This window comes from Kribbella shirazensis, assembly GCF_011761605.1.
Taxonomy (GTDB): domain Bacteria; phylum Actinomycetota; class Actinomycetes; order Propionibacteriales; family Kribbellaceae; genus Kribbella; species Kribbella shirazensis.
Genome location: NZ_JAASRO010000001.1, coordinates 7762774 through 7784381, shown reverse-complemented (window position 1 = coordinate 7784381; position 21608 = coordinate 7762774). Strand labels below are relative to the sequence as shown.

The following is a 21608-nucleotide window of genomic DNA, read 5'->3' as shown; positions in this document are numbered from 1 at the left end:
ACGACCATGCAGTACTGCGTGACGATTGCCGGTCGAGTGAACGCAACGTAGCTTCGCCGGCATGGTTCTGACAGTTGACGGGCTCCGGATGCGGTACGGCGAGACCGATGTCCTGCACGACGTGACGTTCGACGCGCGCCCCGGCGAGGTACTGGCACTGCTCGGCCCGAACGGTGCCGGCAAGAGCACGACGATCGAGATCCTCGAAGGCTTCCGGCTCCGCTCGGCGGGCCGGGTCGAGGTCCTAGGCGTCGACCCGGCCGCGGCCGACGAGCGCTGGCGCTCCCGGATCGGCATCGTGCTGCAGTCCTGGCGCGACCACGGCAACTGGCGCGTCCACGAACTCCTCCAGCACCTCGGCACGTACTACGCGCCGTACTCCACGCCGACGACCCGACGCCCGTGGCCGACCGGCGAACTGCTCGACGTGGTCGGTCTGACCGCGGCCGCCGGGCAGAAGATCAAGACGCTGTCCGGCGGGCAGCGTCGCCGGCTCGATGTCGCGATCGGAATCGTTGGCCGCCCCGACGTACTGTTCCTCGACGAGCCGACCGTCGGGTTCGATCCCGAAGCGCGGTACGAGTTCCACGACCTGGTACGCCGGCTCGCGGACGACCTCGGCACCACGATCCTGCTGACCACCCACGACCTCGATGAGGCGAGCAAACTCGCGCACCGCATTCTCGTCCTCGCCGCGGGACGCATCATCGCGTCCGGCAGCACCGCGCAGCTCACCCGGCTGATCGCGGGGGAGGACGACGTGCGCTGGACGGTCGACGGGGAGCCGTTCCGCCGGTCGACGACCGACTCGACCGCGCTCGTTCGCGGCCTGTTCTCGACGTACGGCGACGCGCTCGGCGACCTCGAAGTACGCCGCGCCTCCCTCGAGGACGCCTATCTCACACTCGTCCGCGAACACGCACGCGAACGGGACCAGTCGTGAGGGCGGGCTGGCGGCGGGGACTGATCGAGCTGCGGCAGTCCTTCACCAACGGTCCCGAGCTGGTCAGTCACTTCCTCTGGCCGGTGCTGATGCTGGTCGCGCTGTTCTTCCTGCGGCATCGCGACTTCGGCTCCACCGGGTTCCTGCTCGGCGCGCTCGCGCTGCCCAGCATCCTCGGGATGAACGCCGCGATGGGCATGGTCAGCATGAGTCAGCAGCTCACGGCCGACCGCGAGGACGGCACCTTGCTCCGTGCCAAGTCCTTGCCGAACGGCATGGTCGGCTACCTCGTCGGAAAGGTCGTGTCGGTCGCGGGCGGCCTGCTCGTCGACCTGACGATCCTGGTGGTCCCGGGCCTGTTCCTCGTCGACGGCATCGCCCTCGGATCGGCGCACTGGCTGACGCTCGTGTGGGTACTGCTGCTCGGGCTGCTCGCGACGCTGCCGATCGGCGCGATCCTCGGCTCGGTCTTCACCACCGCGCGCTCCCAGGGACTGATCCAGCTGCCGATGCTCGGACTGATCGCGATCTCCGGCATCTTCTACCCGATCACCGCCCTACCCGACTGGCTGCAGTGGATCGGGCAACTCACACCGGTCTACTGGATGGGTCTGGGCATGCGGTCCGCGCTGCTGCCCGCGGAAACAGTGGTGGTCGAGGTCGGTGAGTCCTGGCGGAATCTCGAGACCGCCGCGATGCTCGGTCTCTGGGCGGTCGCGGGCCTGCTGCTCGCTCCCGTCGTACTGCGCCGGATGGCCCGCCGCGAGTCCGGGTCCAAGGTCGCCGAGCGCCGGGAGAAGGCACTCCAGCGCGTCGCATGATGGAGCATGGACCAGATGCAGGCGTGGGCAGTGGATCCTCCAGGGCCGATCGACGACGGTCCGCTGCGGCGCGTACGCCGTACCGTCCCGGAGCCCGGCGCCGGCGAAGTACTCGTGAAGGTCGAGGCGTGCGGGATCTGCCGCACAGACCTGCATCTGGCCGAGGGGGACCTGACTCCGAAGCGGCCGGGCGTCGTGCCGGGGCATCAGGTGGTCGGCGCCGTGGTCGGTCGCGGTACGGCGGCGGGGCGGTTCGCGGTCGGGGACCGGGTCGGGATCGCCTGGTTGCGCGGGACCTGCGGCGTGTGCGAGTTCTGCCGTCGCGGGTCCGAGAACCTCTGCCCGCGCTCGACGTACACCGGGTGGGACGCCGACGGGGGATTCGCGGAGTACGCCGTGGTGCCGCAGGACTATGCCTACGCGTTGCCGACGGATCGCCTCGCCGCGGAGCTCGTTCCGTTCCTGTGTGCCGGGATCATCGGCTATCGCGCACTGCTCCGCGCGAACCTGCCGCCGGGCGGCCGGCTCGGGATCTACGGGTTCGGGTCGAGCGCCCATCTCACCGCCCAGTTGGCCGCTGCCCAGGGCGCCGAGCTGTACGTGATGACCCGCGGCGAGCGGAACCGGGCGCTCGCCCGTGAGTTGGGCGCCGTGTTCGTGGGCGAGACCGCGGAGCGGCCGCCGGTGGGGCTGGACTCGGCGATTGTGTTCGCGCCGGCCGGTGATGTGGTCCCGTTCGCGCTGGAAGCGGTCAGAGCTGGTGGGACGGTGGCGGTGGCCGGCATCCATCTGTCCGACGTACCGGTGCTGAACTACGAGCGGCATCTCTTCCACGAGCGCGATCTGCGCAGCGTCACGTCCAACACCCGCCGCGACGGTGAGGAGCTGTTCCGCCTGGTCGCCCGCCTGCCGGTGGCCGCGCACACGACGGTCGTCTCGTTCGATGCCGTCGACCGGGCCCTCGCCGACGTCGCCCACGGCCGGGCGATCGGTTCCCTGGTCGCCACGGTCACCTGAACGTGTGTGGTCGCGCTCTCGCCGCAGGTCCGGCGTTAGAACTGAGTGAAGATTCCACCACGAGGCGGTTCCCAACTTCAGCGCAGGCTGCTAGCTGCGTTAGATTTGATCAAATCTTACCGACCAATCTTCTGATGACGGCCAGGGAGCGAGACCGTGCGGATGTGGGTGCTGACCAGACACGTGGGGTCGGTCCTGGCTGATGTGCGCCCCGGCGCCCGAGAGGACGGCCGGTGCTGAACAAGATCCTCGGCGCGGTGGGCACGGTTCTGCTGGTCGTCGGGGTGGTGCTCGCCGTCCGCCCCGTGCATGCGGGTGGCGACGGCTGCGGCTCGGTCTTCCGGCCGAACGAGGGCATCACGCCGATGCAGTGCGACGCCCGGCTGGACAGTCGCACCATCCTGGTCACCGGCTTCGGCGCCGGCGGCGTCGCCCTGGTGGCCACCGCCCTGACGCTCGCCACCATCCGCGACCGCCGCGCCCGCATCTCCACCTGATCCCCGCGACCCTCGCGCAACCTTCACACTTGACCTTCACACAGTGTCAAGCCGGAAGGTGGCGGCATGTTCACCATCGGAGACTTCGCGGCGTTCGGTCAGGTGTCGGCGCGGATGCTGCGGCACTACGACGCCCTCGGGCTGCTCCGGCCGGCTGTCGTCGACGAGGCGACCGGGTACCGGTTCTACTCGGCCGACCAGTTCAGCCGCCTGAACCGCATCATCGCGCTCAAGGATCTCGGCTTCAGCCTGCAGCAGGTGGGCGAGATCCTCGACGCGAAGCTGTCGGCGGAGGAGTTGCGCGGCATGCTGCGGTTGCGGCAGGCCCAGCTCGAGGACGAGCTCGCCCGCAGTACGGCCCGGCTGACCAGCGTCGAGGCGAGGCTCCGGCTCATCGAGAGGGAAGGTCATATGCCCACCGACGACGTCGTCCTGAAGCGCATCGCCCCGATCCGGGTCGCCGAGCTGTCCGCGATCTCACCGAGCTACGACGGTGCGGACATCGGCCCGGTGATCCAGCCGCTGTTCGGCCAGCTCTTCGAACGCCTCGGCATGGCCGGCGTGCAGCCGTGCGGTTCACCGGTCGCGTACTACGAGGACGCCGAGAACGACACGATCCGCGTCCATGCCGCCGTACCCGTCGAGGCCGTGCCGCCCGCCGACCTCGACCAGCGGGAACTGCCCGAGCTCACGCAGGCGGCGACCATCGTGCACCAGGGCGACATGATGGAGGCCGACCGCAGCATGCAGACTCTGGCCCGCTGGATCGAGGACAACGGCTACCGCAGCCAGGGCTACGCCCGCGAGGTCACCCTGGAGTTCGACCCGGACAACCCGGCCAACTGGGTGCACGAGTTCCAGATCGCGGTGAGAGGACCGGTCACAAAACCAAGCTGACCGTAGCGAACGAGTGCGGCGGCAACGTCACCCGCAGGCCGCGCGGCTCCGGTTCCACGACGAGCGGAACCGGAGCCACCGCATCCGGATCGCCGACCGTGTTGTAAGCCTGCGGTTTCGATGCCGTCAGCAACCGTCCCGCCGTCTCCCGCACCGACGCGCCCCGCAGATCGAGTACGACGTCCGCCGCCGCCACCGGATCGAGGTTGCTGACCGACACCAGTGCCCGCCCGTCCTTCACCGACGCGGACGCCGACACCAACTCCATCGCCGTACCATCCAGCTCGTACGTCGGCTGCTCGACCACATGCACCGGCACCGCCGTCGCGTCCTGGTGGCCCTTGTTCATCTCGAACACGTGGTACGTCGGGGTTCGCACCAGCCCACCGCCTGTGTCACTGTCGTCCGTGAGCAACATTGCCTGCAACACGTTCACGGTCTGCGCGATGTTCGCCATCACCAGCCGCTCCGCGTGCCGGTGGAACACGTCGAAGTGCAGGCTCGCCACCAACGCGTCGCGCATCGCGTTCTGCTGGTACAGGAAGCCCGGGTTCGTGCCCGGCTCGACGTCCCACCAGGTGCCCCACTCGTCCAGCACCAGACCGATCTTGCGCTCCGGGTCGTACGCGTCCATCAGCGAGGAATGCGCGCGGATCACCCGCTCCACACCCTGCGCCTTCGACAGCGTCCGGTAGTACTCGTCGAGGTCGAACTCGGTCGCGCTGCCCTTGTGCTCCCACGTTCCGGCGACCGTGTAGTAGTGGAACGAGATCGCCTGGAAGATGTTCTTCGGCTCGCGTCCGCAGCCGAGGCAGCTGACCGCCTTGAGCAACGCCTCGGTCCACGCCAGGTCGTCGTCCGACGCGCCGGCCGCGATCCGGTACAGCTTGTTGTCGCCGTGGTCCTTCAGGAACGTGGCGTACCGCCGGGCGAGGTCGGCGTACGCCTCCGCCCGCAGGTTCCCGCCGCAGCCCCAGGCCTCGTTGCCGATGCCCCAGAACGGGACCTGCCACGGCTCGTCGCGCCCGTTGGCCTTGCGCAGCCGCACCATCGGGCTGTCGCCCTCGCGGGTCAGGTACTCGACCCACTCGCTCATCTCCCGCACGGTCCCGCTGCCGACGTTCCCGTTCACGTACGGCGCGGCGCCGAGCAGCTCGCACAACGCCATGAACTCGTGGGTGCCGAAGTGGTTGTTCTCCTCGACGTTGCCCCAGTGCGTGTTCACCATCGACGGCCGGTCCGCCTTCGGCCCGATGCCGTCCTTCCAGTGGTACTCGTCCGCGAAGCAACCGCCCGGCCAGCGCAGGTTCGGGATGTCCAGCGCCCGCAGCGCCTCCACCACGTCGAGCCGGATGCCGCCCTCGTTCGGGATCGGTGAGTCCTCGCCGACGTAGAACCCGCCGTAGATGCACCGCCCGAGGTGCTCGGCGAAGTGACCGTACAGGTGCCGGTTGATGGTGGGACCCGGTACGTCGAGATCGATCACGACCCGGGACGACGATGCTTGAGGCACGGAGTGCTCCTTACTCTTTACAGTGGTCCGCATGGGAAAGCCCTCGACCGTGGTGACGATGGCTGATGTCGCGCGGGCGGCCGGGGTCTCGACGATGACCGTGTCGAACGTGATCAACGGCCGGCCGCGGGTGGGCGCCGAGACCCGTGAGCGGGTGCTGGCGACGATCGGTGAGCTCGGGTACCAGGTCAACCTGGCCGCCCGGCACCTGCGCGCCGGGCGCACCGGTGTCGTCGGTCTCGCCGTACCCGAACTGGAGCGCCCGTACTTCGGGCAGCTCGCCGGCCGGCTGGCCGACCGCTTCGAGGTGCACGGGCTGCGGGTCGTCACCGAACGCACCGGCGCCAGCCGCGAGGGGGAGATGGAGGCCGTCGCGTTCTCGCGGCTGCGGATGTACGACGGTCTGATCCTCAGCGTGGTCGACATCGACCCGGCCGAGCTCGGCCAGCTCCGCACCGACGCGCCGGTGGTGATGATCGGGGAGCGGGCGCTGCCGTCGCGCTTCGACCACGTGATGATGGACAACGTCGACGGCGCCCGGCAGGCGGTCGGGCACCTGCTGGCCACGGGCGCCCGCCGGGTGGCGATGATCGGCGGCGACCCGGACGGCTCGGCCACCATGCCCGCGCTCCGCGCCGAGGGGTACACGCTCGCGCACACCGAGGCCGGTGTGCCGGTCGACCGGGAGCTGAACGTCCGCTGCTCGTTCGGCCTGCAGGACGGGTACGACGCGATCCGGGGGCTGCGCGAGCGCGGGGTCGCGTTCGACGCGGTGTTCGGGCTGACCGATGTGGTCGCGATGGGTGCGCTGCGGGCGCTCGCGGACGCCGGGCTGCGGGTGCCGGACGACGTCCAGGTGATCGGCTTCGACGACATCGACGAGGCGGCGTTCCTGGTGCCGGCGCTGTCCACGGTGAACCCGGGTCACGAGGTCCTCGCCGACACCATCACCTCGCTGATGACGGCTCAGATCAACGGCCGGCCGGTCGGTGGGCCGCAGGAGATCGTCGTACCCGCGCGGCTGGTCCTCCGAGGTACGACCCTCGCCTGACCTGCTTCTGTCGCCGCGCATGACGTAGGTATATCGATAAACAACGGCCACGGCAAGGCCCGGCGCTCAGGGCGAGCGCCGGGCCTGGTCCCGAACTGGGTCAGCTCTTGGAGCGTGAGGTGGGTTTGCCCTGGAGCGTCGGCACGTCGCCTGGCTCGTCGTGCACCGTCCACTGGGCGTGGACGCCTTTCACGCCGGGGATCCGCTTGACGCCGCGCCGGGCCGAATGCTCCTCGGCCGCCAGCACGTCACCGGTGAGCGTCACGACACCGGCGTCCACGCGCACCTGCAGCGCATGCGGATGACTCACGTGCCGCCCCAGCTCCGCCCGCACCCGGTCGTGCAGTACGGCGTCGTCCGCCGAGCGGCCCGCGACGCGGTACCGCATCCCCATCGCCACGCCCCGGCTGCGGTTCGCGACGTCGTGGGACATCCCGTTCAGGCTGTCGGTCATCCGGTGCGTGGTGTGCGCCGACTGGTCCCGCATCCGGGCCCGCCGCGCCCGCCCGCGGTCGGGATCGAGCAGGTACTCGACGAGCATGCCGGTACCGATCCCGGCTGCCGCCAGACCGGCGCCGGCGAGCAGCGATCGGCCGGGTCTCCGCATTCTGACGCCGTGGTTCCGGCCACGGTCGATGGTCACTCGCATCAGCCGTCATCCTCTCGAGGATTGGTTACCCTCGCAGTACCCAACGGCTGCCTGGGGATTCACTGTGTAGGGATTCACTGCAGGAGCTTGGCGATCTCCTGGACCTGTTCCTCGGTCAGTGGCCCGAACTCCATCGCGCGGGCGTTCTCCTCGGCCTGTGCGACCGTGCGGAAGCCGGGGATCGGCACGGTCCGCGGGCTCCGGGCCCACAGCCACGCCAGCGCGCCCTGCGCCAGGGTCCGCCCGTCGCTCTGTAGGACGTCGCGGATGGCGGTCACCTTCTCCCACCATTCCGGAGCGGGGACGCCGCCTTCGTCGAAGTACCGCAACCAGGACGGCGGCAGCGTGCGGATGTCCGCGCCGGTGGCCGGTGTGCTCGCGTTGCGCCGGCCGAGGATCCCCATCCCCAACGGTGTCCGGTTGATGCTGGCCAGGTCCTCGCGTTCGCACAGCGCGAAGAAGTCCGGCGCGTCGTGCAGGACGCTCGCCTCGTGCTGGACCGCCGCGCAGTGCTCGCCCTGCGCGAACAGTTCCGCGCTGTGCAGCGTGTCGGTGCTCCACGCGTAGCCGCGGATCAGTCCTTCGCGGACGAGTTCCTCGCAGGCCTCGCGGAGCGGCAGCGCGATCTCGTCGGTCGTGTCGAAGTGCAGCTGGTAGAGGTCCAGATAGTCCGTCCCGAGCCGCTCGAGCGACGCCCGGACGGCCTTGTGGACGTACTCCGGTGTCGCGTCCTGGTGGTGCATGACCCGGGTCGACTCGTCGAACGTGTTGCCCCACTTGGTCGCGATCACCACTTGGTCGCGGATCCCGGCGAGGGCCTTCCCGAGAACCCGTTCGCTGTGGCCGGCGCCGTACACGTCGGCGGTGTCGAAGAAGGTCACGCCGAGCTCGACGGCCCGCCGGATCGCCCGGACGGACTCCTCGTCGTCGACGACGCCCCAGCCCAGGGGCTCTCCGGCCGGGTTGCTGAACGGTCCGCCGATCGCCCAGCAGCCGAATCCGACGGGGCTGAGCTCGATTCCGGTACGTCCCAAGGTGCGCAGATCCATGCTCCCGAGCCAACCAGCCGCGCCGCCGCCCGTCCAATGAATCTTCTGGGCAGAGTTGATGCAGGCGGCGTATATGACGAAAGTGAGGGCTTTACCTACCATCCACTGTTAGGTAACCTTCCTAACAATTCAAGCTCCGCGCCCCCGGAGGTATCTCATGAGATTGCGCCTGCTCGCGCTGGTGCTCCCCGTCGGTCTGCTCGCCGCGCTCGGTGGTTCCGCCGCCGGTGCTCAGCCGTTCGCCGACACCCTGCTGTCGCAGGGCCAACCGGTCGTTGCCTCGAGCATCGAGGACGACACCCTGACCGCGGCAAAGGCGGTCGACGGCAGCACGTCGACCCGCTGGGCCAGTGCCGAAGGATCCGACCCGCAGTGGATCCGCGTCGATCTGGGCCAGCCGGCCACCGTCGGCCGCGTCACCCTGAACTGGGAGGTCGCGTACGCGAAGTCGTACCGGATCGAGGTGTCCGACGACGGCACCAACTTCAGCACCGTCAAGGAGGTGACCGACGGCAACGGTGCGACCGACGACCTGACCGGCCTGCAGGCGCACGGCCGGTACGTCCGGCTCGTCGGCACCCAGCGAGGCACGCCGTACGGCTACTCGCTCTGGGAACTCCAGGTCTACGGCACCACCGACTCAACCGGAGACACCGAGGCGCCAACCGTCCCGACCGGCCTGAAGAGCACCGCCGTGACCGCCACCTCGGTCGCGCTCGGCTGGACCGCCTCGACCGACAACGTCGGCGTGAGCGGGTACGACGTACTCCGCAACGGCACCGTCGTTGCGACGACGCCGGGCACGCAGTACAACGACACCGGCCTGACCGCGAACACGGCGTACCAGTACTCGGTGCGCGCCCGCGACCTGGCCGGGAACGTGTCCGCGGCGACCGCGCCGATCACGGTCACGACCAGCGCCGGCGGGACCGACAGCTTCGTCCTCGCCGCCGCCGGTGACATCGCGGACCGCTGTACGGCGTCCGACCCGGACTGCATCCACCCCAAGACCGCGAACCTGGTCGAGGCGATGAACCCGGCCGCCGTGATCACGATGGGCGACAACCAGTACGACGACGCGCACCTCTCGGACTTCCAGAACTACTATGCGAAGACGTGGGGGAGGTTCAAGAACATCACCCACCCGAGCCCCGGCAACCACGAGACGTACGACGACATCCCGTTCAAGGGCTACCACGACTACTTCGGGTCGATCGCGACCCCGCAGGGCAAGAACTACTACAGCTGGAACCAGGGCAACTGGCACTTCATCGCCCTCGACTCGAACGACTTCGTCAAGGAGTCGGGTCTCGCCGAGCCGGAGCAGCTCACCTGGTTGAAGCAGGACCTTGCGAACAACACCAAGGGCTGTATCGCGGCGTACTACCACCACCCGCGCTACAGCTCCGGCGACCACGGCGACCAGGAAGGCGCTGCCCCGTTGTGGGAAACGCTCGTGGCGGCGAAGGCCGACCTGGTGATGAACGGGCACGACCACCACTACGAGCGGTTCGTGCCGCAGAACGCCGACGGCGACCGTGACCCGAACGGACCGGTCCAGATCATCGGCGGCATGGGCGGCGCGCCGCTCTACCCGGTGCACGCCGCGCATCCGGCGACCGCGAAGATCATCGAGGACTTCGGCGTGCTGAAGCTGTCGATGACCGACACCACGTTCGCCACCCAGCTGATCGGCCTGGACGGAGACGTCCTGGACAGCAGCCCGACGTACACCTGCCACTGATGTACCTCGCGTCCGTCGGCCCGCTCCGGTCCGCGCCGCTGCGGCGGGTCCCGGGGAATGTGGTTGCCCTCGGCATCGTCAGTTTGGTGACCGACGTCTCGGCCGAGATGGTGACCGCGATCCTGCCGCTGTACCTGGTCTTCGGGCTCGGGCTGAATCCGCTGCAGTTCGGGCTGCTCGACGGCCTGTACGCCGGGGCGACCGCGGTACTACGGCTGGCCGGCGGACACGTGGCCGATCGCTGGCGGCGGTTGAAGACCGTCGCCGGCGTCGGCTACGCGCTCTCGGCGATCTCGAAGCTCGGCTTCCTGGCCGCCGGATCCACGGTGCCGGCGATCGGCGCGGTACTCGCGGTCGACCGCGCCGGGAAGGGCATCCGGACCGCGCCGCGGGACGCGCTGATCTCGTTGAGCAGCGAGCCAGAGACGATGGGCCGCTCGTTCGGAGTTCACCGGGCACTGGACACCGTCGGCGCCTTCCTGGGTCCACTGGTGGCCACGGCGGTCCTGTGGGCAAGCCTCAACGACTACAACTCGGTCTTCGTCACCAGCTTCGCTCTGGCCACCTGCGGCGTCATCGTCCTGACCGCCTTCGTGCGCGACCAGTCGCCACCGCCCGCGCCCGCTCGGGTCCGGCTGCCGGTCCTGGGGTTGCTGAAGGACCCGAACTTCCGCCGATGCTGTGTGTGGGCTGCGGCGCTCGGCCTCTTCACGATCACCGACTCCTTCGTCTACCTCGCCGTACAACGACGCTGGGAGATCGAGACCAGTCTGTTTCCCCTGCTCCCGTTGGGCAGCGCGGGCACGTTCCTCCTGCTGGCGATCCCGCTCGGCCGCCTCGGCGACCGGATCGGCCGCTGGAAGGTCTTTCTCGGCGGTCACGTCGCTCTCGTCCTGGCGCTGCTGATCGTCTGCGGACCGATCGGCTCCTGGTGGTTGGTCCTCGCCCTCCACGGCATCTTCTACGCTGCGACGGACGGGGTACTTCCCGCGGCGGTCGGCCCGCTGCTGCCCGAGAACCTCCGCGCCAGCGGTCTCGCCGTACTGCAGACCGGCCAGGCCCTCGCGCGGATGGCCGCGGCCGTCACCGTCGGCCTGCTCTGGACGCTCTGGGACCTCCGTCCCGCGATTCTCGCGATCACCGTCGCGCTGTCGGCGGTGACGATCGCCGCCGCCGTCTTCAAACCCTTGGAGGTACGCCGATGAAACGCCGGCTGCTCGTTGTCGCGATCGGGGTCTTCGCGCTCGTCGGCGGGGCGATCACGTACGTCGTCCAGGCCCGCGACGGTGGCGCCGCAGAGAACGCCGTACCGGTTGTCACGGGGCAACCGATGGGGCTGGACGGCAGGACGCTGTTCTTCCGGAACCTCGCGGACGGACCGGATTCCGGCAAGCTGGCCGCCGTACCGATCGGCTCTGCGGGCCCTGAGGGCTCGGTGCGCAGGGTGGGTGAGCTGCGGTGCGACCGGTTCGCCGCGGCGCGCGGTACGGCGGTCTGCCTGCGGTTGAAGGCCGGATCGCTGCCGCCGTTGACCGAGCTGATCGTGCTGGACGCGAACCTCCGGGAACGGCATCGCGAGACGCTCCCCGGAACGCCGAGCCGGGCGCGGGTCTCGCCGGACGGACGGATCGTGAACTGGACGCTGTTCGTCAGCGGCGACTCGTACGCTGCCACGGGGTTCTCGACCCGCACCGGGCTGTACGAGGTGGACACCGGGAAGCTCCTGAAGTCCGTCGAAGAGCTGGCGGTCTTCGTCGACGGGAAGCGGTACTTCGCCGCGGACGTGAACTACTGGGGAATCACGTTCGGTGCTGATGGCAACAAGTTCTACGTCACCATGGCCAGCAAGGGGAAGACGTACCTGGTCGAGGCTGACTACCGCTCGTACCGCGGTACTGCGATCGCGGAGAACGTCGAGTGCCCGTCGCTCTCGCCCGACGGGCGGCGGATCGCGTACAAGGAGAAGGTGAGCAACGGCGTCTGGCGCCTCGCCGTCCTCGACCTCGCGACCCGCCGCAGCACGCATCCACCCGAGACCCGCTCCATCGACGACCAGCCGGTCTGGCAGGGCAACGCGACCCTGCTCTACCCGATCCGCACCGCCGGCAACACCCTGGACATCTGGTCCGTCGGCCTGACCACCGCTCCCAAACTCCTCATCCCGAAGGCCACCAGCCCGTCCTTCAGCTGACACCCTCCGGGTGGTTGTGTTACCGGGTGGCGGCGGATCGGCGGCTCGACAGGTAGAGCACCGTGAGACGGTGTACACCCACTCGCGATCGCGCGTACGTGCACTACCCAGCCGCGCGACACCTCCTGTCGAGCTGCAGATCGCTGCGCTCGCAAGACAACCCAGAATCCATCAACCGCCCACACAGCAGTCACCAGAGGCGAAGATCACTGCCATGAGTTGTCAGGTTTTGCTGGCACCGTTCACCAGGTGACTTCGCGACCACAGTTGCTGCTGCCGGCAGCCTTCATCACGTCCCTCGGCAACAACATCCAGTTGCTCGGCGCCGCGTTGCTGCTGGTCCGGGCGCAGGGCTCGATGCTCGACGTCGGCTGGCTCTTCATCGCCGTCGCCGTCCCGCAGGCCGTGCTCTCGCCGTACTTCGGCCGTCTCGCCGACCGCTTCGACCGGCGCCGGCTGTGGGTGCTGTGCGACGTGTTCAGCGCCGCTGCCGCTCTCGCGTTGCCGATCGGCCTTGCGGTCGGGGCGTCGCAGCAGTCGCTCGTCTACGCGACCAACTTCGCGCTCGCCGTGCTCGCTGCGCAGTTCACCCCGGCGAGCGCGGCGCTGATCCGCGAACGGGTCCCGACTGCGCAACTCCGTCGCTTCAACGCGCACTACGAGATCGCGCTGCAGTCCGGCATGCTCCTGTCCGCGGGGGTCGGGGGTGTGGCCCTGCAGTACTTCGGTCCGATGCCGCTCTTCACGTTCAACGCCGTCACGTTCGTGCTGTCCGGCGTACTCGTGTACTTCGTGGGCAAGGGGAGGCTGAACGCGACGGCAGCAGTCGTCGAGGGCGGTACGGTGCTCGTGCGCAGGCTGCCGCTCGTCCCGCTCGCGGTGCTGTTCGGACAGGGACTCGTCGTCGTGACGGTCTTCAACGCACTGCTGCCCGTGCTGCTCGTCGGGGAGTGGCAGCGCGGGCCGGCCGTCCTCGGTGTGGTCGATGCGCTGGGTGGAGCAGGATTCCTGCTCGCCGCGGCCGCCTACCGCCGGTCCGCGATGCGCTTCGGGGACCTGAGGCTGGCGATCGGGGGATTCCTGATCTGCAGCGCATTGCTGGCGTTGCAGCCGCTCTTCGGCGTACCCGCACTGATGGGATTCGTACTGCTGGGCGCGTTCCTCTTCGGCCAGTCGCGGATCGCCACGCGGTCGCTGCTGATGACCTCGGTCGACGCGTCGCGGGTCGGCCACGCCTTCGGCATCGCCAACGGCTACGGCCTCGCCGCCACCGTGCTCGTGATGCTGATCGCCGCGGTCGTCACAGGCCACTCCGACACCCGCTACGGCTTCGCGACCCTCGCCGTCATCAGCCTCCTCTCCGCCGCCACCGCCGCCGCGACCATTGCGCGGCGCACCGCACCTGACCAGAGCACAGATGTAACAGTGCTTATATAAGTGCTGTTATGATGCCGCAATGGAGGATCCCACCGAGCAGAGTTTGTGGCGGCCGTTGCATGAGCTGTTGGGCCGGATGGATGCGGAGATCGGGCGGATCTACACCGATCGTGAGATCACCGGGCTGAAGCCGACGTACGTGCGCGAGCTGCTGCAGTTGCACTTCCGGGGGCCGATGACGATCACCGAGCTGGCGGATGCGCTCGGGCGGACGCATTCGGCGCTCAGCCAGAAAGTGTCCGCGATGAGGACCGCCGGACTCGTCCGGACGGTGCCGGGAGCGGATGCGCGGAGCAAGCAGGTCACGCTCACTGCGAAGTCCAAGAAGCTCGTCGACCTGCTGGCCGCGGAATGGCGGGCGACCGAAGCGGCGATCGCCGAACTCGAGGCCGAGCTGCCCTACCCGATGAGTCAGGTCGTGCGGGACGTCGAGGCGGCTCTGGTCCGGAAGAGCTTCCACGACCGCATCGCGGAGAAGCTCGGGAAGCAGCAGTGAAGCGCGCGCTCATCGACCTGGGTCCGCTGCGGGTGCCGACGTACCGGCGGTTGTGGATCGGGCAGGTGCTGTCCGGATTCGGCGGTCAGTTGACCTTCGTCGCGGTGATGTTCCAGGTCTGGGACCAGACGTCGAGCCCCGCCTGGACCGGCGCGGTCGGACTGGCGCAGGCGTTGCCGCTGATCGTGCTCGGCCTGTTCGCGGGCACTCTCGTCGACCGGTTCGAACGGCGCCGGATCTACCTGGTCACCACCCTCGGTCAGCTGCTCGTCGCGAGTGTGATGGCGGGCCAGCTGGTGACCGGCCCGGTTCCGGTGGGCGTCCTGCTGGCGCTGGTCGCCGTGCAGGCATCGTTCGGCGCGACCGCCGGCCCGGTGGCGCGGACCGTGTTGCCGAAGCTGTTGTCGCGTGACCAGTTGGCCGCGGGGCTCGCGCTGAACCGGATCGGGTTCCAGGGCGCGATGCTGCTCGGTCCGGCGATCGGCGGCGTGATCGTCGGCGCCTGGGGCGTCGGCGTCTGCTACCTGATCGACGCGCTGAGCTTCCTGGCCGCGCTGTACGGCGTGCTCGGCCTGCCGCGGATGCAGATCGAGACGACCGCGAAGCCGGGACTGCGTGGAGTGTGGGACGGGCTGACGTTCGTGATGGCGACGCCGGTGATCCGCGGCGCGTTGATCACCGATCTCGCCGCGACCGTGCTGTCGATGCCGATCAGCTTGTTCCCGGTGATCAACGCGGAGCGGTTCGGCAACAATCCGCGGACTCTCGGGTTGTTCCTGACCGCGATCGCCGTCGGCGGCGTCGCGGCGTCGTTGTTCTCCGGGACGTTCACGCGGCTGCCGAGGCACGGCCTGGTGATGCTGTGCGGTTCGGCCGCGTGGGGGATCGCGTTGCTGTTGTTCGCGTTCTCCCCGGCGGCGTGGCTGGCGTTCGGGTGCCTCGCGATCGCCGGTGCCGCGGACACGGTCGCCGTCGTGTCCCGCGGAACGATCGTCCAGCTCCACACGCCGACCGAGTTGCTCGGCCGGGTCAGCGCCGCCGAGCAGATCGTCGGTCAGGCCGGCCCGGACCTCGGCAACCTCCGCGGCGGCGTGGTCGCGCAGCTCACCTCGCCGGTCGCATCACTCGCCTCCGGTGCGCTGCTGTGCGTCGCGGCGGTGGCCGCGGTCGCCGCCAGTACGCCGGGACTGCGGCGTTCGGCCGTCACGCAGGACGCGTGAGGCTCACCGTACGGAAGCCGGCGTTGCCCATCGAGGACTCGGGCGTGTTCGACGAGCGGGCGGCGTTGCGGTAGCGGTTGCAGTACGAGTCGTGGCAGAGGTACGAGCCGCCGCGCATCACCCGGGCCGCGCCGAGCGACGGACCGGTCGGGTCCTGCGCGGGGGAGAACTTGTAGTACCGCGGGCCGAACCAGTCCTCGCACCACTCCCAGACGTTGCCGACCATCTGCCACATCCCGAAGCCGTTGGGCTGGAAGGTACGCACCGGGGCGGTGGTCAGATACCCGTCCTCCTCGGTGTTGGACCGCGGGAACTCGCCCTGCCAGATGTTGCACCGCCACTGCCCGTCGTCGCCGATCAGCTCGTCGCCCCACGGGTAGCGCGCGCCCTCGCGACCGCCGCGGGCGGCGTACTCCCACTCCGCCTCGGTGGGCAGGCGCCGCCCCGCCCACTTGCAGTACGCGACGGCGTCGTTCCAGCTCACATGGACGACCGGATGGTCGTCGAGACCGTCGAGGTCCGAGCGCGAGCCGCCCGGGTGCCGCCAGTCGGCGCCGCGGACACCGGCCCACCAGGGCGTCCCGGACGCCGGGCCCATCAGCTCGTCCGGGTCGGCGGCGAGCGCGAGATGGAACACCGCGGAGTACCCGAAGATCTCCGCCTCGGTGCGGTAGCCGGTCGCGTCGACGAACCGCGCGAAGTCCGCGTTGGTCACGCTGGTCGCGTCGATGCTGTACGGCGCGACCTCGACCTCGTGCACCGGCGTCTCACCGTCGCCGGCGTTCTCGTCGCCGTTGCTGTTACCCATCGCGAACACGCCACCACTGAGCACAACCTGCTCGATCCCGTGCTCCCCACCCCCGGCGGGTACCGGCGCCGGGCGAGACAGCGGTATCCCGGTCCGCGCAGGCGCACAACAGGACGGATGGTCGTCACTCATGCGGAACAGCTTAGTTTCCGGACCTACCCGAGGGCGGGCGGGCCTTGTTCGATGCGGTGGAGGATGGGGGTGAGACGGTAGAAGTCGTCGCCCGTGATCAGTTGGCGCTCGTCCCACCAGGTCGCGCCGGCCTCGGCGAGTGGTTCGATCAGCGCGCGGGAGCGGGCCGGGTCGGCCGGGCTCATCCCGCCGACGATCACGTCGTACGGCGTACTCACGTCGCCGCGCTGCTCCTGGAGGAAACCGACCAGGTCCCGCAGCTCCTCGACCGGCGGGGCCTCGCCGTGGTTGGCGCTCGCGAACAGCGGGACCGCGCCGTCCCAGCGAGCGGCGCGGCGCATCGGGGCCTTCCGCGGCCAGTAGCCGGCGATCCAGACCGGTGGCCGCGGCCGCTGAACGGTTGCCGGCAGCAACTCCACGTCCGCGGCCGCGTAGTGCTTGCCCGAGTGGTTCACCCGCTCGCCGGACCAGTACGCCGCCAGCAGGTCGAGCCCCTCGTCCAGCCGCTCGGCCAGCACCTTCGGATCGATCTCGTCGCCGAAGCTGCCGAACTCGTCGTCGATCGGCCCGCCGAGCCCGGCGCCGAAGATCACCCTGCCGCCGCTCAGCCCGTCCAGCGTCGCGACCTGCCGCGCGAGCTGCTCGGGCCGCCGCCGCGCGATCGGCGTCACCAGCGGACCGAGCTTGATCCGCGACGTCGCCAGCGCGGCCGCCGTCATCAGCATCCACGGGTCGCCGAACGGCTGCCCGCGTCGCTGCTCCTTGCTGTGCACCACGTGGTCCCACAGGAACAACCCGTCCCAGCCGGCCTCCTCGGCCGCGGCCGCGACCCGCGCGACCGTGCGGGCGTCGGCGAAGTCCCCGAAGTTCGGAATGTTGATCGAGAAGCGCATCAGTCACTCACCCAGACGTAGTTCGACGAACGGAATCGTGTCGCCCGGCAGCAGGTAGGTCTCGACCTCGACGAACCCGTGTTTCTTCGCGAACCGCAGCCCGTCCTCGTTGCTGCTGAGGATGTGCGTCTCGATGCCGTCACCCAGCTCGCGCCCGCGGGCCAGGCAGTGCTGGTAGATCGCCTCGCCGAATCCACGCCGCCGGTACGCCGGCAGCACCCGGGCGATCACCACCGCGGCCGAGGTCTCGTCCGACGGCGGCCGGACCGTGGAGCATCCGACCAGCGCGTCACCGTCGTACGCCACCTCGAGCAGGTTTCGCGTCAGGCGCTCGCGGATCTCCTCGACCGACAGCGGCGCCGTCGGGATGATCTCGTTGTGCACCCGCTGCCAGTCCAGCAGCGTCGCGTCGTCGTCGACGGGCACGATCCGAAGTTCGCTCACCCCGCCAGCCAACAACCCGCCACGTGCGGCGGTCAAACCGATTCCGTCCGCGGCTTCCGCTGTGCGAGCAGGGCGGCGTCCTCTTCCTCGACCTGCGCCGGGTCGATGTCCGCCGTGCACCACTTGCACTTGATCGCGTCGACGGAGACGAACTCCTTGCAGTACGGGCACTCGGCCTGGCCCTGGGCGCGGAAGTTGCCGAGACCGGCCTTCTTCAACAGCTTCACCAGCGCGAACAGGACGGCGCCGAGCAGCACGAACGCGAGCAGGTCGGTCAGGAACGCACCGTACTTGATCTCGGCACCGTTGAGGCGCAGGATCAGGCCGCTGAAGTCCGGCTCCCCGAAGATCGCCGCCACCAGTTGCATCAGCACGTTCCCGGCCAGGCTCTCCACCACCGCGGCGAACGCGGCGCCGATGATGAAACCGAGCGCCAGGTCGAGCATGTTGCCGCCGAGCGCGAACGCCTTGAACTCCAGCCACACATTCTTCATGTACGTCTCCCCGCGTCGAACTTGCGAGGACATAGTGCACTCCAGCGGCCGGGTCGGGGGAGTAGTACCGTCCGTGTCGTGCGAATTCTCTTCGTCGGGAACAGCTTCACCTCGCGGAACAACCTGCCCGGGCTGCTCAAGGGCCTGGCCGGTGCGCGCGGCATCGAGCTCGAGCACAAACTGATCTCCGCCGGCGGTGCGTCGCTCCGGCAGCACCTCAACGCCGGCAAGGCACTCGACGCGCTCGCGACCGGCGGATTCGACACCGTCGTACTGCAGGAGCAGAGCACGTTGCCGATCAAGAACCCGGACCGCTTCCGCGACAGCGCGCGCGACTTCGGCGAAGCGATCACCGCGGCCGGTGCCCGTACGGCGTTCTACCTGACCTGGGCCCGGCGGAACGCTCCCGAGACGCAGCAGGCGCTCACCGACGCGTACGGCGGTGCCGCGGCGGAGCTCGGTGCGACGCTCGTCCCGGTCGGGATGGTCTGGGAACGGTTCCTCAGCCAGTACGACGAACCCGCGCTGCACGACGCGGACAACAGCCACCCGGCGCTCGCGGGCAGCTATCTCGCGGCGTGCGTGTTCCTGATCGCGTTGCTGAACGAGGACCCGGTGGGGGTCGACGTACCGGTCAAGGGTCTTGCCGCGGACACCGCAGCCCTTCTCCAGCAGGCCGCGTGGGACATCTGCTCCGCGCTGGCAACAGGGGAGTAGTCACTTCGCGTCGTGGAAGACGAGACCGAGGGTATGGCGCTGTCCTGAGCGGATCGCGGACACACCGTGCCGTACAGGTGCGGCCGACCAGCCGCGCGCGGACTTCACCGGCCGGTCGCGGGTCGTGAAGACCAGGCCGTGGCCCTGTGGGATAAGCGTCGACGTACCCCGCGACTGCGCCCGCGGCCGCTGCTCGACCAGCAGGAACTCGCCACCGGTGTGATCGATGCCGGGGTCGTTCAGGTTGATCACGACCTGCAATGGGAACACCTTGTCGCCGTACAGATCCCGGTGCAGCGCGTTCCAGTCGCCCGCGCCGTAACGCAGCAGAATCGGCGTCGGTCGCGTCTGACCCGCCCGGTGGCACACGTCCAGCCATTCGTCGAGCGTGTCCGGCCACTCGGCCTCCCGCCCGAGCTTCGCGTACCAGTCCCGCGCGATCGGCAGCAGCCGCGGGTACAACGCCTGTCGCAGCGCGTCCACCGCCTCCGGGAACGGCTGGTCGAAGTACCTGTACTGCCCCTCGCCGAACCGATGCCGCGCCATGTCGATCGTCGCCCGGAACCGCCGTACGTCGTCGTACAACCCGGCGATCCGCGCAGCCTCAGCCGGCGTCAGCAACTGCGGCAGCAACGCGCAGCCGAGGTCGTTCACCTCGCCCGTCACCGCATCCCAGTCGGCACCGGCCACTCGTCGCTCGTACTTGTTCATACCGGTGGAACGGCACAGGTATGAAGCATGTGAGGGCTTGCTACACCTGCTCCAGCACCGTGATCGGGGCCAGCATCGTGGCGTCGTCCAGCGGCTGATCACCTGTTTCGAGCATCTGCAGGAAGACCTTCAGGCCCGGAACGACGTACTCCGAGTCGAGCTGTACGTCGCGGCTGACGACCCCGGTCCGCCCGACGAGCTCGGCGTGGAACGGTACGCGCCCGGTGTCGGTCGGCTTCACCAACTGCAACGTCACCAGCACGCCGCCACAGGTGTACCGAACGACGACCGTCGACCCGACCCGATCGACCGCGACCGGACCTGGCTCGCCCGGCGCGAGCCGCTGGGCGAGGTCGGCGCAGTGGATCCCGTAGAAGAAGATCCCGCTGTACTCGCTGTCCGGATCGGCCGGTCCGGTGACCGTGACCGTCTGCAGCTCACCGACCTCTTCCGCGGCGAGTGCGTCCGCGTCCGCCACCCACCGCACCGCGGAGTACGACGTGACCTGCGTACCGCCGCGCTGGGCCGCGTCGAGGATCGCTCGCGCATCCGCCGTACTCGCGGCCAGTGGCTTGTCGACCCACACCGGAACACCGGCCTCGAGGAACGGTACGGCGTGCTCGCGATGCAGCGCGCCGTCCCGGTTGGTGACGATCAGCGCGTCGACGCTGCCGAGCAGCTCGGCGGACGTCGGGACCACTTGCGTGATCCCGCCCATCGCGGCGAGCTTGCGATTGCGTTCGTCGTCGGCGCCGACGAGCGCGACGATCCGCGCGGTGCCGTCCACCGGGTCGGCGTTCAGGTGCTCCACGATGTGGTCGGCATGGCTGTTCTCGGTGCCGACCAGAGCGACGCGCAGCGACATGGTCAGTCCTCCAACTCGACCGGGCGCCCGGAGCGGGCGGACTCGTACACGGCAAGCACCGTGGCCAGCGACCGCCGCCCGTCCTCGAGCGTCACCCCCGGCGGACGGCCTTCGCGGACGGCGGCGACGAAGTCGCGGTACTGCGCGAGGTGCGCGAGCTCGGTCGGCGCCCAGCCGTCCGGCCCGTCCAGCACCGGCGCCTCCGGTTGCTCGGCGTTCGCCGCGGCGAAGTACGCCAGCTCGTCGTCGTCGAGCACCGCGGTGCCTTGATCGCCGTGGATCGTCAGCCGGACCGGGCGCCCCGGGAAGGCCGCCGTACTGGCGAGCGTCAGCCCGATCGCGCCGCTCTCGAACAGGATCGAGGCGCTCGCGAGGTCCTCGACCTCGATGCCTTCGTGGGCGAGCCTGCCTGTCTGCGCGGTGACCTGCACCGGGCGGCCGAGCATCCACACCAGCAGGTCGAGCGCGTGGATGCCCTGGTTCATCAGGGCGCCGCCGCCGTCGATCGCGAGCGTGCCGCGCCAGCCGTCGCCGTCGTAGTACGACTGCGGCCGGAAGAACGCCGACTCGGCGATCCCGGACGTCACACGGCCGAGGGCGCCGGTGTCGATCGCCGTCCGGATCTGCGTGACCGGTGGCTGGAAACGACGCTGGCTGATCACCGACACGGTGCCGCCGGTCTCCTGCTGCGCCCTGATCACCCGGTCCGCCGCGGCGAGCGTGATGTCCACCGGCTTCTCGATGATCACGTGCTTGCCCGCCTCGAGCGCTTCCACGGCGGTGTCGGCGTGCAGCGCGCTCGGCAGGCAGATCGAGACCGCGTCGAGCTCCTCCGCGGCGTACGCCTCGGCCGGTGTCGCGTAGGCGCGGCCGCCGTACTGCGCGACGATCTTGCCGGCCCGGTCGACGTCCCGGTCGACCACTGCGGCCAGGACGCCGTCGTCGCCGAGGGCTTCGACGAGGCGGGCGTGCACGGTGCCGATCACGCCGGCGCCGATCAGTGCGAAACGCATAGAACC

General features: G+C 69.5%; 23 protein-coding genes. 13 read left to right on the top strand and 10 right to left on the bottom strand.

Annotation, left to right across the window (positions count from 1 at the left end; genetic code table 11):
* The first annotated feature begins 61 nt into the window (after positions 1-61).
* From BJY22_RS37055 to BJY22_RS37035, 5 genes are all read left to right on the top strand, one after another.
* The gene (locus BJY22_RS37055; protein WP_167216411.1) at positions 62-943 is read left to right on the top strand and encodes an ABC transporter ATP-binding protein; all 882 of its coding nucleotides are present in this window, start codon (positions 62-64) and stop codon (positions 941-943) included.
* Positions 940-1764: an ABC transporter permease gene (locus tag BJY22_RS37050; RefSeq protein ID WP_167216410.1), complete on the top strand. Its 825-nt coding sequence runs from the start codon at positions 940-942 to the stop codon at positions 1762-1764. Before BJY22_RS37055 ends, BJY22_RS37050 begins: the two co-directional genes overlap by 4 nt.
* Positions 1765-1770: 6 nt before the next feature.
* Complete coding sequence (locus BJY22_RS37045; RefSeq protein WP_238350564.1) at positions 1771-2781, top strand: zinc-dependent alcohol dehydrogenase family protein; 1011 nt, start codon at positions 1771-1773, stop codon at positions 2779-2781.
* 233 nt (positions 2782-3014) lie between these two features.
* Positions 3015-3278, top strand: coding sequence for a hypothetical protein (locus BJY22_RS37040; RefSeq protein WP_167216408.1), 264 nt, complete (start codon positions 3015-3017; stop codon positions 3276-3278).
* Positions 3279-3344: 66 nt separating this feature from the next.
* Positions 3345-4175, top strand: a complete 831-nt coding sequence (locus tag BJY22_RS37035; protein WP_167216406.1) for a MerR family transcriptional regulator — start codon at positions 3345-3347, stop codon at positions 4173-4175.
* On the opposite strand, the gene BJY22_RS37030 is transcribed toward BJY22_RS37035, so the two are convergent.
* Entirely contained in the window at positions 4159-5688 is a 1530-nt protein-coding gene (locus tag BJY22_RS37030) for an alpha-N-arabinofuranosidase (RefSeq protein WP_337759759.1), read from the bottom strand. The two genes, BJY22_RS37035 and BJY22_RS37030, sit on opposite strands and share 17 nt — an antisense overlap.
* A gap of 31 nt (positions 5689-5719) precedes the next feature.
* Between BJY22_RS37030 and BJY22_RS37025 the strand changes: the two genes are divergently transcribed.
* Complete coding sequence (locus BJY22_RS37025; RefSeq protein ID WP_167216402.1) at positions 5720-6739, top strand: LacI family DNA-binding transcriptional regulator; 1020 nt, start codon at positions 5720-5722, stop codon at positions 6737-6739.
* A 100-nt stretch (positions 6740-6839) separates the two neighbouring features.
* Here BJY22_RS37025 and BJY22_RS37020 read toward each other — a convergent pair whose 3' ends face one another.
* The gene (locus BJY22_RS37020; protein ID WP_167216400.1) at positions 6840-7388 is read right to left on the bottom strand and encodes a BON domain-containing protein; all 549 of its coding nucleotides are present in this window, start codon (positions 7386-7388) and stop codon (positions 6840-6842) included.
* Positions 7389-7462: 74 nt separating this feature from the next.
* Complete coding sequence (locus BJY22_RS37015) at positions 7463-8437, bottom strand: aldo/keto reductase (RefSeq protein WP_167216398.1); 975 nt, start codon at positions 8435-8437, stop codon at positions 7463-7465.
* 157 nt (positions 8438-8594) lie between these two features.
* Between BJY22_RS37015 and BJY22_RS42725 the strand changes: the two genes are divergently transcribed.
* The 6 genes from BJY22_RS42725 to BJY22_RS36990 all read left to right on the top strand — a co-directional run bounded on the left by BJY22_RS42725 (position 8595) and on the right by BJY22_RS36990 (position 15525).
* Positions 8595-10181, top strand: coding sequence for a discoidin domain-containing protein (locus BJY22_RS42725; RefSeq protein ID WP_167216396.1), 1587 nt, complete (start codon positions 8595-8597; stop codon positions 10179-10181).
* A complete protein-coding gene (locus BJY22_RS37005) occupies positions 10181-11386 on the top strand; it encodes an MFS transporter (RefSeq protein WP_167216394.1) in 1206 nt (401 codons plus the stop codon). Before BJY22_RS42725 ends, BJY22_RS37005 begins: the two co-directional genes overlap by 1 nt.
* The gene (locus BJY22_RS37000) at positions 11383-12372 is read left to right on the top strand and encodes a TolB family protein (RefSeq protein WP_167216392.1); all 990 of its coding nucleotides are present in this window, start codon (positions 11383-11385) and stop codon (positions 12370-12372) included. The genes BJY22_RS37005 and BJY22_RS37000 overlap by 4 nt, the downstream gene beginning before the upstream one ends.
* A gap of 249 nt (positions 12373-12621) precedes the next feature.
* Complete coding sequence (locus BJY22_RS36995; protein WP_167216390.1) at positions 12622-13809, top strand: MFS transporter; 1188 nt, start codon at positions 12622-12624, stop codon at positions 13807-13809.
* Between the two features lie 19 nt (positions 13810-13828).
* Positions 13829-14305 (top strand): MarR family winged helix-turn-helix transcriptional regulator, encoded by a 477-nt coding sequence (locus BJY22_RS42165; RefSeq protein WP_238350563.1) that lies wholly within the window; start codon positions 13829-13831, stop codon positions 14303-14305.
* Positions 14302-15525 (top strand): MFS transporter, encoded by a 1224-nt coding sequence (locus BJY22_RS36990; protein ID WP_337759758.1) that lies wholly within the window; start codon positions 14302-14304, stop codon positions 15523-15525. Before BJY22_RS42165 ends, BJY22_RS36990 begins: the two co-directional genes overlap by 4 nt.
* On the opposite strand, the gene BJY22_RS36985 is transcribed toward BJY22_RS36990, so the two are convergent.
* The 4 genes from BJY22_RS36985 to mscL are packed head-to-tail and all read right to left on the bottom strand — an operon-like array spanning position 15509 to position 18296.
* The gene (locus BJY22_RS36985) at positions 15509-16465 is read right to left on the bottom strand and encodes a formylglycine-generating enzyme family protein (RefSeq protein ID WP_167216386.1); all 957 of its coding nucleotides are present in this window, start codon (positions 16463-16465) and stop codon (positions 15509-15511) included. The two genes, BJY22_RS36990 and BJY22_RS36985, sit on opposite strands and share 17 nt — an antisense overlap.
* A gap of 23 nt (positions 16466-16488) precedes the next feature.
* A complete protein-coding gene (locus BJY22_RS36980) occupies positions 16489-17358 on the bottom strand; it encodes an LLM class flavin-dependent oxidoreductase (protein ID WP_167216384.1) in 870 nt (289 codons plus the stop codon).
* 3 nt (positions 17359-17361) lie between these two features.
* Positions 17362-17802 carry a GNAT family N-acetyltransferase gene (locus BJY22_RS36975; RefSeq protein WP_167216382.1) on the bottom strand — a complete coding sequence of 147 codons (441 nt, stop codon included), beginning with the start codon at positions 17800-17802 and terminating at the stop codon, positions 17362-17364.
* Positions 17803-17834: 32 nt separating this feature from the next.
* A complete protein-coding gene (gene mscL / locus BJY22_RS36970) occupies positions 17835-18296 on the bottom strand; it encodes a large conductance mechanosensitive channel protein MscL (protein WP_167216380.1) in 462 nt (153 codons plus the stop codon).
* Between the two features lie 78 nt (positions 18297-18374).
* On the opposite strand from mscL, the gene BJY22_RS36965 reads away from it, so the two are divergent.
* A complete protein-coding gene (locus BJY22_RS36965) occupies positions 18375-19013 on the top strand; it encodes an SGNH/GDSL hydrolase family protein (RefSeq protein WP_167216378.1) in 639 nt (212 codons plus the stop codon).
* Here BJY22_RS36965 and BJY22_RS36960 read toward each other — a convergent pair whose 3' ends face one another.
* The 3 genes from BJY22_RS36960 to BJY22_RS36950 are packed head-to-tail and all read right to left on the bottom strand — an operon-like array spanning position 19014 to position 21602.
* Positions 19014-19724 (bottom strand): 2OG-Fe(II) oxygenase, encoded by a 711-nt coding sequence (locus BJY22_RS36960; protein ID WP_167216376.1) that lies wholly within the window; start codon positions 19722-19724, stop codon positions 19014-19016. It abuts the gene before it with no gap.
* 40 nt (positions 19725-19764) lie between these two features.
* Entirely contained in the window at positions 19765-20589 is an 825-nt protein-coding gene (locus BJY22_RS36955) for a Gfo/Idh/MocA family protein (RefSeq protein ID WP_167216374.1), read from the bottom strand.
* Between the two features lie 2 nt (positions 20590-20591).
* Positions 20592-21602, bottom strand: coding sequence for a Gfo/Idh/MocA family protein (locus BJY22_RS36950; RefSeq protein ID WP_167216372.1), 1011 nt, complete (start codon positions 21600-21602; stop codon positions 20592-20594).
* Positions 21603-21608: the final 6 nt, after the last annotated feature.